Source organism: Candidatus Woesearchaeota archaeon (genome assembly GCA_020854775.1).
In the GTDB taxonomy this organism is placed as follows: domain Archaea; phylum Nanobdellota; class Nanobdellia; order Woesearchaeales; family 21-14-0-10-32-9; genus 21-14-0-10-32-9.
Genome location: JAHKLZ010000005.1, coordinates 36,439 through 49,594, shown reverse-complemented (window position 1 = coordinate 49,594; position 13,156 = coordinate 36,439). Strand labels below are relative to the sequence as shown.

General features: G+C 35.1%; 16 protein-coding genes and 1 tRNA gene. 12 read left to right on the top strand and 5 right to left on the bottom strand.

The features are described 5' to 3' along the window. Positions 1-84: 84 nt before the first annotated feature. On the bottom strand, positions 85-1,440 hold the full coding sequence (locus KO361_00780; GenBank protein ID MCC7574113.1) for a translation initiation factor IF-2 subunit gamma: 1,356 nt from the start codon (positions 1,438-1,440) through the stop codon (positions 85-87). Positions 1,441-1,561: 121 nt separating this feature from the next. On the opposite strand from KO361_00780, the gene KO361_00775 reads away from it, so the two are divergent. The 9 genes from KO361_00775 to KO361_00735 all read left to right on the top strand — a co-directional run bounded on the left by KO361_00775 (position 1,562) and on the right by KO361_00735 (position 7,211). Continuing rightward, entirely contained in the window at positions 1,562-2,170 is a 609-nt protein-coding gene (locus KO361_00775; GenBank protein ID MCC7574112.1) for an NAD(P)H-dependent oxidoreductase subunit E, read from the top strand. Then, positions 2,167-3,960, top strand: a complete 1,794-nt coding sequence (locus tag KO361_00770; protein MCC7574111.1) for a 4Fe-4S binding protein — start codon at positions 2,167-2,169, stop codon at positions 3,958-3,960. Before KO361_00775 ends, KO361_00770 begins: the two co-directional genes overlap by 4 nt. A gap of 128 nt (positions 3,961-4,088) precedes the next feature. After that, positions 4,089-5,789 carry a [FeFe] hydrogenase, group A gene (locus KO361_00765; protein ID MCC7574110.1) on the top strand — a complete coding sequence of 567 codons (1,701 nt, stop codon included), beginning with the start codon at positions 4,089-4,091 and terminating at the stop codon, positions 5,787-5,789. An 83-nt stretch (positions 5,790-5,872) separates the two neighbouring features. Continuing rightward, a tRNA-Pro gene (locus KO361_00760) sits at positions 5,873-5,974 on the top strand. 27 nt (positions 5,975-6,001) lie between these two features. Beyond that, complete coding sequence (gene rpl37ae / locus KO361_00755) at positions 6,002-6,238, top strand: 50S ribosomal protein L37ae (protein MCC7574109.1); 237 nt, start codon at positions 6,002-6,004, stop codon at positions 6,236-6,238. Positions 6,239-6,263: 25 nt separating this feature from the next. Continuing rightward, positions 6,264-6,401 carry a DNA-directed RNA polymerase subunit P gene (locus KO361_00750; GenBank protein ID MCC7574108.1) on the top strand — a complete coding sequence of 46 codons (138 nt, stop codon included), beginning with the start codon at positions 6,264-6,266 and terminating at the stop codon, positions 6,399-6,401. A 2-nt stretch (positions 6,402-6,403) separates the two neighbouring features. Next, complete coding sequence (locus KO361_00745) at positions 6,404-6,637, top strand: hypothetical protein (GenBank protein MCC7574107.1); 234 nt, start codon at positions 6,404-6,406, stop codon at positions 6,635-6,637. Beyond that, a complete protein-coding gene (locus KO361_00740) occupies positions 6,634-6,960 on the top strand; it encodes a prefoldin subunit (protein ID MCC7574106.1) in 327 nt (108 codons plus the stop codon). Before KO361_00745 ends, KO361_00740 begins: the two co-directional genes overlap by 4 nt. 2 nt (positions 6,961-6,962) lie before the next feature. Beyond that, positions 6,963-7,211: a UPF0147 family protein gene (locus KO361_00735; GenBank protein MCC7574105.1), complete on the top strand. Its 249-nt coding sequence runs from the start codon at positions 6,963-6,965 to the stop codon at positions 7,209-7,211. Here the strand turns inward: KO361_00735 and KO361_00730 are convergent. The 4 genes from KO361_00730 to KO361_00715 all read right to left on the bottom strand — a co-directional run bounded on the left by KO361_00730 (position 7,206) and on the right by KO361_00715 (position 10,078). After that, a complete protein-coding gene (locus tag KO361_00730; GenBank protein MCC7574104.1) occupies positions 7,206-7,772 on the bottom strand; it encodes a mechanosensitive ion channel family protein in 567 nt (188 codons plus the stop codon). The two genes, KO361_00735 and KO361_00730, sit on opposite strands and share 6 nt — an antisense overlap. 46 nt (positions 7,773-7,818) lie before the next feature. Then, a complete protein-coding gene (locus tag KO361_00725) occupies positions 7,819-8,259 on the bottom strand; it encodes a hypothetical protein (GenBank protein ID MCC7574103.1) in 441 nt (146 codons plus the stop codon). A gap of 30 nt (positions 8,260-8,289) precedes the next feature. Then, on the bottom strand, positions 8,290-8,427 hold the full coding sequence (locus KO361_00720) for a hypothetical protein (protein MCC7574102.1): 138 nt from the start codon (positions 8,425-8,427) through the stop codon (positions 8,290-8,292). An 85-nt stretch (positions 8,428-8,512) separates the two neighbouring features. Further along, positions 8,513-10,078 carry a hypothetical protein gene (locus KO361_00715; protein ID MCC7574101.1) on the bottom strand — a complete coding sequence of 522 codons (1,566 nt, stop codon included), beginning with the start codon at positions 10,076-10,078 and terminating at the stop codon, positions 8,513-8,515. A 224-nt stretch (positions 10,079-10,302) separates the two neighbouring features. Between KO361_00715 and lonB the strand changes: the two genes are divergently transcribed. From lonB to KO361_00700, 3 genes are all read left to right on the top strand, one after another. Continuing rightward, complete coding sequence (gene lonB / locus KO361_00710; protein MCC7574100.1) at positions 10,303-12,225, top strand: ATP-dependent protease LonB; 1,923 nt, start codon at positions 10,303-10,305, stop codon at positions 12,223-12,225. Positions 12,226-12,288: 63 nt separating this feature from the next. Further along, the gene (locus tag KO361_00705) at positions 12,289-12,543 is read left to right on the top strand and encodes a 50S ribosomal protein L35ae (protein MCC7574099.1); all 255 of its coding nucleotides are present in this window, start codon (positions 12,289-12,291) and stop codon (positions 12,541-12,543) included. Positions 12,544-12,703: 160 nt separating this feature from the next. Beyond that, positions 12,704-13,102: a hypothetical protein gene (locus tag KO361_00700; protein ID MCC7574098.1), complete on the top strand. Its 399-nt coding sequence runs from the start codon at positions 12,704-12,706 to the stop codon at positions 13,100-13,102. The last annotated feature ends 54 nt before the right edge of the window (positions 13,103-13,156 follow it).

The window sequence follows — 13,156 nt, the reverse complement described above, 5'->3', positions numbered from 1 at the left end:
AACAAGAACAATAAACAATCAATTAAAAACTTTATGAAAAATCATGAAAATTTGCCGAAAGTGTTCAACCCCTACACAAAAGAATTATTCCTTAATAATACCGAAACCAATAAGCCTAAACCTATTACCAACTTTACGACTAACACTAACCCTAGCACCAACATCAGCACAAACAGGCAAACGAAGACGCAAAGAAGCAATATTCTTACCAAGATCAACAACCTGACCAACAGTAGCAGCAGAATTAACATTAAGCATTAAAACCTCACCAGAACGCAAAGGCTGAACCTCCAAGTCTTGCTGACTACCCACAACCCTATTAAGAAGATTCATCTCCAACTTCAAAAAAGTCCAAACAGGAGGCAACTTACCAGGAAAACCTGCGACGTTACCAACAAGATTATCAGACTTAACAATACTAGGATCAAGAGAAGTCATAACACCAATAGAACCACCAGGACTAATACTATCAACTGAGCTACCACCACTAGTAATACTAACAACACGAGCAAATAAAGGCTTAGTAACCAACTGATTATGCTCCTCAAGAACACGACCAGGACGAATCTCTAATTTATCACCAACCTTAAAAGAACCCTGAACCAAAGCACCACCAAGAATACCACCAGTAAGCTTCTCAGGACCACTACCTGGCTTATTAACATCAAAAGACCTAGCAATCAAAAACAAAGGATCCAAATCCTTATCCTTATCAGGCGTAGGAATCCTCTCTTCAATAGCACTAATCAAGAAATGAATATTAGCACCGTGCTGAGCACTCAAAGGAATAATAGGAGCATCCTCATAAGCAGTACCTTTCAAAAATTCACGAATCTGAACATGATTTTTCAAAGCACGCTCATCATCAACCAAATCAATCTTATTCTGAGCAATAATAACATTCTTAATACCAGAAATCTGCAAAGCCATCAAATGCTCACGAGTCTGAGGCTGAGGACAAACCTCATTAGCAGCAACCAACAAAATAGCACCATCCATAACAGTAGTACCAGCAAGCATAGTAGCCATCAAAGACTCGTGACCAGGCGCATCAACAAAACTAACCTTCCTAACAACCTCAGTATCAACCCCACCACAATCATGACACTTAGCCTTAACCAAGAACTTAGCACACTTAGGACACTTATAAAAAACAGTATCAGCATAACCAAGCTTAATAGTGATACCACGCTTCATCTCCTCAGAATGAGTATCAGTCCACTTACCAGATAAACGCTCAGTCAAAGTAGTCTTACCATGATCAACGTGACCAACCAAACCAATATTAATAGAAGGCTGCAAAAAATCAGATTTATTCTTAACAATATTAACACTTTTCTTAGTGTCCTTAACAATTTTAACATCTTTAATTTTATCCTTAACCACTTTAGAAACTTTCTTAACAGTTTTTTTAACTTTAGGCTTATCTTCAGACGTCATAACCAAAAAGAAAAGAGCGACACTTTATAAATCTTTACAAGAAAAAAACGAATTCAAAAAAAAATTTATCACTCAATAATACGACAAAACATTTTTAAACTATAAACAATGCGTAAACGATATGGTTTTTCTAAGAAAAGTAAAAATACACGAACAAGACTATTATTACTTGTTCAGATGCGAATCTAATCCATTCAAAAAATACAAAAAATACATAGGAACCAATAAACCAAACAAACTAGAATTAAAAAAATTAGAAAAACAATTCCTAGAAGAAATACAAAAAAATCCAGACACACAAGAAATACAAGAAAAAAACATCATAGAACTACTACAAGAAATACAAGAAAAAAACAAATACATAAGCGAAGAAGCAATAATTAAAATATCAAAAGAACTAGGAATACCAGCAATAAACCTATACGGCGTACTAACATTTTATTCACAATTCAAACTTAAAGAACCAGGCAAAAACCACGTATGTGTGTGTAGAGGAACTGCTTGTCACGTAAAAAAATCAGACAGCTTACTAAAAAGCATAGAAGAATTACTAAAAATAAAAAGCGGAGAAACCACTAAGGACAAATTATTCTCGTTAGAAGAAGTAAACTGCATAGGAGCATGCGCGAAAGCACCCGCGATAATGATAAATCAAAAAGTTTACGGAGAACAAAACAAAGAAAAAACAAAGAAAATAATACAAGAACTAAGAATAAACAACGCAAAATGATTCACCCAACAATAAAATTAGAAGAACTAAGAAAAAAAGGCAAAACAGACCTAGAGAAGAACAGAATAACCATAGGCTTAGCCACGTGCGGAATATCTGCAGGAGCACAACCAGTATATGAAGCATTAAAAAAATCAGATTTACCCTACGAAGTAGACAAAACAGGATGCGCAGGGATGTGCTACGCGGAACCAATCGTGACAGTGATAAACAACGGAAAAAAAACGATTTACGGATACGTCACAGAAGAAAACGTACAAGAACTAATAGATTCAATAAAACAAAATAAGAAACACAAACAATTATTCTTAGCACACGAATTAGAAGACCTAGAATTTTACAAAAAACAAAAAAGATTAGTAATGAATAATTGCGGAACAATAAACCCTTACAAACTAGAACACTACTTAGCAAAAGAAGGATACCAAGCATTACAAAACGCGATAAACAAAGAACCTTTAGAAGTAGTAGAAGACATAAAAAAATCAGGACTAAGAGGAAGAGGAGGCGCAGGATTCCCAACAGGACTAAAATGGTCGTTCCTAGCAGAAAAAAAAGGAAAAAAATACTTAATTTGTAACGGAGACGAAGGAGACCCAGGAGCGTTCATGAATAGAACATTAATGGAAAGCGATCCATATAAAATAATAGAAGGAATGACAATAGGAGCATACGCCACAGGATGCGAAGAAGGAATAATATACACAAGAGCAGAATACCCCTTAGCAATCAAAATATTACAAAACGCGATAGATGAAGCATACAAAAAAGGACTACTAGGACAACACATCCTAGGAAAAAAATTTAATTTTGACCTAAAAATACAACAAGGCGCAGGAGCATTCGTGTGCGGAGAAGAATCAGCACTAATAAATTCACTAGAAGGAAAAAGAGGACAACCAAACCCTAGACCGCCGTTCCCAGCACAGAAAGGATTCCGAGGATTACCAACACTAGTAAACAACGTCGGAACATGGGGACACGTCACAACCATAATGAGAATAACTCCTGAAAAATACGCAGAAATAGGAACAACAAAAACCAAAGGAACAAAAATAATATGCTTAACAGGAAAAATAAAAAGAACAGGAGTTATAGAAGTACCATTCGGAATACCACTAAAAGACTTAGTGTACAGCATTGGCGGAGGAATGATAGATAACACAAAATTCAAAGCATTACTATCAGGAGGACCAGCAGGAGGATTCTTACCAAAAAACAAATTAGACACACCCTTAGATTATGAAACCCTACAAGAACTAGGAACAATAATAGGATCAGGTGGATTCATAGTAGCAAACGACAAATCATGCATAGTGAACATAGCAAAATTCTTCATAAACTTTACACAACAAGAAAGTTGCGGGAAATGCACACCGTGCAGAGAAGGATCTAAAAGATTACTAGAATTACTAACAAAAGTAACAAGAGGAATCGCGACGCCACAAGACCTAGAAAAAATAGAAGAATTATCACACTTCATACAAGACACAGCACTCTGCGGATTAGGACAAAACGCGGCTAACCCAGTACTATCAAGCATAAAGAGTTTTAACGAAGAATATGACTTACACATAAAACAAAAAAAGTGCCCAGCACTAGTATGTGACAACTTATTAACGTACGAAATAAACAAAGACTGCATAGGGTGCGGTAATTGCAAAAGACACTGCCCCGTAAACGCGATCACAGGAGAACCAAAAGAAATGCATGTAATAAACCAAGAAACATGTATAAAGTGCGGAGCGTGCTATCATGCCTGCGCATTCAACTCAATAGACAGAAAATAAAAAAAAATGAAAATTTAAAATCGTGACACGCTCGCACCGATGTTTTCATCGACGTTTCACCGAGCTTAAAGGATTCGTGTTTGTTAAAACACAGCTCGCTAGGTGTTGTCACTAAACCCCAAAAAAAAATGAAAATAACAATAAACGGAAAAGAAGTAGAAGCTAAAGAAGGCGAAAAAATAATAGACACAATAACGAGGAACGGAATAATAGTTCCAACACTGTGCAGAAACAAACACTTAGACCCAGCAGGAGCATGCAGATTATGCGTGGTAGAAATAGAAAACGCACCAAAACTCGTCGCTTCATGCACCACGCCAGTAAGAGAAGGAATGAACATAAAAACACACACACCAAGAGTAATAAAATCAAGAAGAATAAACATAGAACTCCTACTAGCAAACCATAACAAAGACTGCACCTCTTGCTCACAGAACCTAAACTGCAAACTACAAAGATACTCAGAGGAACTAATGATAAACGAAGTAAGATTTGAAGGAGAAAAAAGACAATCAACACCGGATAATTCAAACATTTCAATAAAACGGGACAACTCAAAATGCATATTATGCGGACAATGCTACAGAACATGCAACGAAATACAAACAGTGTACGCAATAGGACAACAAAACAGAGGATTCCAAACCAAAGTAGCCCCGCCATTCGAATTAAACATGAAAGAAAGCAACTGCGTGAATTGTGGACAATGCGTAATAACTTGTCCGACAGGAGCACTAAGCGAACAAAACAACGTAAGAGAAGTAACAAACGCGTTAGCATCAGAAAAAATACTAATAGCCCAAACCGCGCCATCAATAAGAGCAACACTGGGAGAACTACTAGGAATGAAACCAGGAATAAGCGTAACAGGAAAAATGGTCACAGCACTAAAAGAACTAGGATTCCAAAAAGTATTTGACACGGACCTAGCCGCAGACATAACAATAGTAGAAGAAGCCACAGAATTCGCAAAAAGACTAAAAAACAAAAAAGACTTACCTATGATTACGACGTGTTGCCCAGCGTGGATAAAATTCGCGGAACAATACTTCTTCGAACAACTAAATCACATGTCATCATGCAGAAGCCCGCAGGCAATGATGGCGTCACTAATAAAAACGTACTACGCAGAAAAAAACAAAATAAAACCAGAAAACATAATATTAGTGGACATAATGCCTTGTACCGCGAAGAAATACGAAATAAACAGACCAGAATTTCAAGGCGAAGCGGACTACGTCCTAACAACAGTGGAACTAGCAAGACTAATCAAACAACACAACATAAACTTCAAAGAATTACCAAGCACTGACTTTGACAATCCATTAGGAGAAAGCACAGGGGCAGGATTAATATTCGGACGAAGCGGAGGAGTAATGGAAGCAGCATTAAGGACGGCTGCGGACTTAATAACAGGACAAGACATAAAAAATATAGAATACAAAGAAGTACGAGGCTTACAAACCACGAAAGAAGCCACAATCAAAATAGGAAACCAAGAAATAAAAGTGTGCGTAGTTCACACACTAGGAGAAGCAAGAAAAATAATGAACCAAATCAGACAAGGAAAAAGCCCATATGACTTCATAGAAATAATGGCGTGCTACGGAGGATGTATAGGTGGAGGAGGACAACCAAGATATGAATCAGACGAACAACTAAAACAAAGAATGCAAGCAATAACAAAAGAAGACAAAAACAAAAAAATTAGGAAATCACATCAAAACCCATCAGTAATAAAGCTCTACAAAGAATACATAGGAGAATATGGAGGTAAAAAAGCTCATAAATTACTGCACACGAAGTACGAAGAAAAAGAATCAATATGACGTTTCTCCTCTAAGCACGATAAAAACGAAACAAAATCTCCTAGAAAAGTTTATAAAGCAATTACTAATTCTCAAGTACATGAGGGGCCGTGGGGTAGCTTGGCTAACCTTTTAGGTTTGGGACCTGAAGCCCCCGGTTCAAAAACAACCAATTGGATTGGTTATTGAAAGTCCGGGCGGCCCCATTTTCACAATTAATCAACGAGGAAAAAATGGCAAAAAAAACAAATCTAACAACGAAAAGATTCGGACCTAGATACGGAAGAACAGTAAAACAAAAAGTAGCAAAAGTAGAAGCATTAGCAAAAAAAACATACAAGTGTCCGTATTGTAGCGCCGAAAAAGTAAAAAAGAAAACAGCAGGAATCTGGGAATGCAGAAAATGTGACAAAGTATTCACAAGCAAAGCATACACAGTAGATAAAGCAGTTTTCTCAAAAAAAGAATAAAAAAAACTCTTGAGAGGTCCAAAAAATGTCAGAATATGTCTGTTTTAGTTGTAGTAAAACCCTTACGAACGATCATCTAAGAAAAAGAATAAGATGTCCGTACTGCGGTTCAAAAATAATGTTCAAAAAAAGATCAATATCCACCACTGTAGACGCAATCTAAAAATGCTAAAAGCTACAATAACAGTAAAAGAAGACAGTGAAGAACTAAACAAGTTGTTTGAATTCGAAGATAAAGAATTTCAAAACGAAAGAGCAAGCTACGAAACAAAACTTACCGAAGAAGGATTAAAATTCATAGCAGAAGCAAAAGACGCAACCGCGCTAAGAAGCGTACTAAACACAATAACTAAATTATTAAGCGTTCACGAAAAAACAAAGAACGCACTAAAAAAATGATAACAACAGAAGAAAAAATAAACCAATTATCAGTAATGGAACAAAGCATTCAACAAATAATAAACCAAAAAAAGAAATTCCAAAACCAATTACTAGAAACAGAATCAGCACTAAACGAAGTAAGTACAGAAACATACAAAATCATAGGGAACTTCATGTTCAAAAAAAATTCTGAAGAACTAAAAAAAGAACTAATAGAAAAAAAAGAATTACTAAAAACAAGAATAAGAACTTACGATGAACAAGAAGAAAAAACCGAAAAAAGATTTAAAGAACTACAACAACAAGTACTAAAAGAACTAGAAAAAAAAGGAGATAAATAAAAATGAAAGAAGTAAAACAAGTAATAGACTTACTAGAAGAACTACAAGAAGATACATCAGTGTCAAAAAACGTCAAATCAAAAATACAAATAATGAAACAAGAATTACAAGAAACAGACAAAGAAAACTTATCATTAACAGTTAACAAAATATTATCAGACCTAGAAGAATTATCAAGTGACGTAAACATACCGATGTTCGTAAGAACCCAGATATGGAGCGTGACAAGTCTACTAGAAACACTATCATAAAGTTTTAACAACTTTAGCTTTTCTCAAAATTAATTTATTAGGAACCAAAAATGTTTCTCCTTTCAAACCCTTAATCTTAGTGTTAAAAAAACCAATACTAACAACTTCTCCTCGCACCGTATTAACAACAACAAAATCATTAACCTTAACAAAAGACTTATTCTTAATAATGAAACCAGCAAAGAAATTAGGCAAAGAAAAAAACAATCCAAAAACAAAAGAACCAAAAAAAACAAAACCTACAAAAAACAAAACAACTAATAATAATTCACGAAGAATATTAAGAGATAATAAGGCTAAAACAACACTAATCACATAAATAATCCAAGAAACAAAAGAACTAAAAGAACGACTAAAATCAAAACCAAAAACAAACAACTTCTTCAAACCCTTATTAAGCTCTATACCATTAAAAAACTTAAACAAAGCAATACCAACAAGTTTACCAACAGCGAAACCAACAAGCATAATAATTAAAGCAAACGTGATATTACTCAACAAATCAATACTCACAACTGGATTAACACCATCAAAATTAAAAGACTCAACAACTTCATCCATAAAAACAAAAAAAACAAACAAAGTATTAATACTTTTCTAAAAAAAATTACTTTGTTCTAAGAATCAAATCATCAAAAATCTTATCAGAATAAGTATTTTTTTCTTCAAGCTTTTTTAAAGAATCATAAACGCAGTTTTTAGAAAAAAGCTCAGAAGTAATCCTATTATATTCTTTAACGCCTTTAACAAACCCTGCTTTTAATTCAGATGAAGAAAAATAAGAATCGACCATTATATTAACAGCATCATCTAAAGAATAAAAAGAAGGAGTTGAAGCATAATATAAAGGAGAAGTATCATCCATATTAGGTAATAAAGGAAAAAGTCTTATCCTGTTAATACATTCAAAACCAAAACTAGGATAATTAACAACGCCAGGAACTCCACCAAGAACTAAACTAGCAATTTGATAACTCTTTTTATCTTTCATTAATGAAATTTCATCAGAAACAAACAATTCACTAGGATAATAAGGCGTAACATTCATCCAACCACCAGGTCTTTGAGAATCAGCACTTTATTTAGAAATCTCAGCGATGTTAACACTTATTCTATTATAACCTTTACTATTCATTTCTTCAAACAATTCAGAAAGAGTAATTTTAATTTCTTCTTTAATATTAAATGAATCATTTTTTGTTTTCCAAAAAACCATTTTTGATGCCTCTTAAAATATTTATAAAAAAAGAAAAAGAACAAACAATATATAAATCTTTAGCTACTAATCAGTGATTACTTTTTCATTCGAGGTTTTTCTCACGAATCATACCCTTAATACGCTCAAGAATATCATGACCATGAGCCTGAACAAACTTAATAGTACCAGCCATCTCATGACCGCCACCATCCACGTTAGCCTCAGGCAACTCCTTCTGAAGAGTACTCAAAATTTCCTGAACAGGCAAAACAGGCTTAGTAGCACGAATAATAATCATATCACTCAAAACCCCAAAAGAAATAACAGGCTTGTGCTCATTACCAACAGCCACACGATCATGAATCATACCAATAACCTTACCAGGCGTAGGATACGTAAAACGAAGAGTATACTTCTCCAAATCAATCCAAGAAAACAAAACACCGTTAATATCCTGAGACCTAAGATAAGGAAGAGTACTCTGCAATTGAGTCTCCGCGCCCTCACTAACCTTCTCATTAATCATATCAACCAAATCCTTATTAAAATAAACTTCCTCAAATAAACCTTTACCAGGATCAAAACGCATCTGATAAGCCAAAAAATCAATCGCAACACCCATCTTAGATAAAACATCCTTGCCAAGACCAGTCTTCTCAATATAAGCATCAGTCTCAGAAATATCACACCTATCACTAATACCAGCAATAGCAGGCATCAAAGAATTCTCAAATTCTTCATCCACGAACCTAGCAACCTCATAACAAAGCATACCAGCACTAGTCTTACTATCCAAACCAAACATGTAAGGATTCAAATGAAGAGATAAAAAAGGACAAACACTAGTTACACCATCAACAACACTAACAGGATTATGATGATCAATAACAATAGCCTCAAAACCCATACTTTTCAAAGTCTTAAAAGCAAAAACATCCTCAGGCGTAGAACCATTATCAGCCACAATAATCAAAGGCTTCTTCTGATTAAAACCAGTAAGACGCTTAGCAAACACCACGTCCTTAAAAACATCACCGACCTCATAAAAAGGCGCCTTACTAGGACTCCTATAAAGATTATAATCAGGATTAATACCAACACGACCCATAAAACCACGAATTGACTGCTCCAAAGCCAAACCAGAATTAATACCATCAGAATCATTATGATGTCTAATAAAAATAGGCTGATTATTAAGAACAGCCAAACGAATACGCTTAGCAATCTCCAAGAAACGAGGCTTCATTAAATCAAAACGTTCAGAACTAATACTGAAATTAGTACGAACAGGCACACTATGCTTATCAAGAACAGAATCAAAATCAACATCGGACTTCAAAATAGTAGTAATCTCAATCTGAAGCTTACCCGCGCGCTCACTAACCTTACCCTTCAAAAAAACAATATCATCCTCTTGAAAATCAGAATTCTTAGTAACAGCATCCACGCTACCAGTACCATCACTCACCAAAAAAATAACAGGACCAGGAACAGACTTCCTAAGAATCTTAACGTTCCCCTCAAAAAAATCATTATCCTTCAAATCCTTAACCAAAAACGTCTTATCAAACTTCCTAAAAACAAGACCCTTATCAAAATCTTCACTCTTACTAACACTGTTAGTTTTAACATTATTATTCTTACTATCTTTATTACTATCGTAACTCATTTTTATTACCTCTTGAAAAGAATTAAACATTATTTTTCATCCACTCCCAATCATCTAGGCAGGATTAGTCAATTTCAATAAATCTGAAAAAGACAACTCTTCTTTTCTCTACAAAAACAAGAAAACAATAATCATTTATAAATATTATCACAAAAAACACAGAGAAGAAAACGAAAACTATTAAAAAGACAACAAACTACGAAAAAGAATAAAAAGTGACGAGCATGACCAAGAAAAAAACCAAAAATACATCAAAAAACGGATTCTCATTCAAAACAACAGCTGAACTCAAAGTAAACGATAAACTAATAGACCAAGTCATAGGACAAGAAGACGCGATAAGAGTAATAAAAAAAGCAAGCACACAAAGAAGACACGTACTACTAATAGGAGAACCCGGAACAGGAAAAAGCATGCTAGGTCTAGCCATGGCGGAACTACTACCAAAAGAAAAACTAGTAGATATAATAAGCTTCCACAACCCCAACGACGAAAACCAACCAATAATAAAAACAGCAACAGCAGGAAAAGGAAGAACACTAGTCACAGAATCAAAAACTCAAGGACTAAAATCAATGCAAGGACAAAGCACAATCATACTAATACTAGCACTACTAGCAATGATAGCACCATGGTTCATACTAAACCATTACACAGAAAAATTAGGAGCAGCAGCGGGAGCAATAATGTTCGCAGCATTCTTCATAGGAGGAATAGCATTCCTAGCAATATTCATTATATTCCTAAACTTAAACAAAAAAATGGGCGACAAAACCAGCGCACCAAAAGTTATAGTGGACAACTTCAACAGAAGTCAAGCACCCTTCTATGACGCAACAGGAGCACACGCAGGAGCCCTACTCGGAGACGTATTACATGACCCTTTCCAATCAGGAGGCTTAGGAACACCTGCACATGAAAGAGTGGTAGCAGGAATGATACATAAAGCACACCTAGGAGTATTATTCATAGATGAAATCGCAACATTAGCACCAAACACACAACAAGAATTATTAACAGCGATACAAGAAGGAAAATTCTCAATCACAGGACAAAGCGAAAGAAGTGCAGGAGCAATGGTAAGAACCGATCCGGTACCTTGCAAATTCGTACTAATCGCAGCAGGAAACATGGAAACAGTAAAACACATGCACCCCGCATTAAGATCCAGAATTCGAGGATATGGATACGAAGTATTCATGGCAGACACCATGAAAAACACAGAAAAAAACAGAACCCACATCGCGAAATTCGTCGCGCAAGAAGTCAAAAAAGACGGAAAAATACCGCATTTCACAAGAGAAGCAGTAGATTACATAATAGAAGAAGCAAAAAAGAAAGCAAACAGAAAAGGACACCTAACACTAAGACTCAGAGATCTAGGAGGATTAGTAAGAGCAGCAGGAGACCTAGCACTAGACGAAAACGCAAAAATAGTGACTCCGGAACACGTAAAAGAAGCAAAAACAATTGCTAGAAGCCTAGAAAAACAAATCGCGGACAAATACATCGAAAGAAAAAAAGAATACGAAGTAATAATCACAAAAGGAAAACAAATAGGACGAGTAAACGGATTAGCAGTCATAGGCGAAGGAGACAGCCACTCAGGAATAATACTACCAATAGAAGCAGAAGTCGCACCAGGCAAAGAAAAAGAAATAATAGCTACGGGCAAACTAGGAGAAATAGCGAAAGAAGCCATAAAGAACGTGTCAGTAATCATTAAGAAATACTTCGGAAAAGACATTCGAGATAAATACGATATACACGTACAATTCTTACAAACATATGAAGGCGTAGAAGGAGACAGTGCAAGCGTCGCAGTAGCACTAAGCATAGTATCAGCATTAAACAACTTACCAATAAAACAAAATTATGCCATGACAGGAAGTCTAAGCGTAAGAGGAGAAATACTCCCAATAGGAGGGGTAAGTAGCAAAATAGAGGCAGCAATAGAAGCAGGCATAGAAAAAGTGATAGTGCCAAAAAGCAACGTCCAAGACATAGTCGTGGACGAAAAAATGCTAAAAAAAGTAAAAATAGTCCCTGTAACCATGCTTCACGAAGTCTTCGAAGAAGTACTAGACTGGAAAGGAAAAGAAAAACTAAAAAACAAGATCATAAAAGAAATGAAAAAAAACGTCTAGAACCACACTATTAATTCTACGCCAAGAGTAATATTTATAAACCCTCCAAGATTCCGAGAAACAATGAACGGAACAATAATTAACTTCAAAAGAGGAATACACAGAACAAGTCCAAATCAGATGATAATCCAACCAGAAACAACAAAAACAAAAGAAGAAGCACAAAAACTGATAGGAAAAAAAGTCATCTACAACACAGGAAAAAAAGAAATGAGTGGCGAAATAAGAAGCGCACACGGAAACTCAGGAGCAATCAGAGTATTATTCGAAACAGGAATGCCAGGACAAGCAATAGGACAAAAAGTCCAAATCAAATAAAAAAGTTCTATTAAACAATTTTTTTTAACTTATTTAATCAATTATACTATTATTAAATTCTTTAAGATAAGTACTTAGAACTAATCAAATCACTAGTAATGAAGTAAATAATGCGAAAAAAATCAAAACATTTAAATATCTAAGAGGAGCAAAAAAATTCATGGCAGAATTCATGATACTACCACCACTCATATTCGGAGTACTACTAGGATTAATAGAGCTGTATTTCTTATCAGTAGACGAACACGGAATGCACTGGCTACAACACGGCCTACACACAATGCCTATAATGTTTATATTAACATTTGTAAGTTTCAACGTGGCATGGGCACTAAACTTAGTAGGATTAGCAGGAAACTTCATAATATACTTAGGAGCAAGAATAGCCATAGGACTAATAGCTATGATAAAAATCAAAGTAGCAGCATCCATAACAGGAAAAGGAGGAGTCGGCGAAAGCTGGTTACACGTCATAATAATAGTAGTATTACTAATAATAGGGCCATACATATGGGAATACTTATTAGCAGGACTAATAGGACAATACCTGCCGTTTTAGTAACTATTAAATAATAATAACAAAAAGAAAGATTTAAATAAAACAATAAAAAGA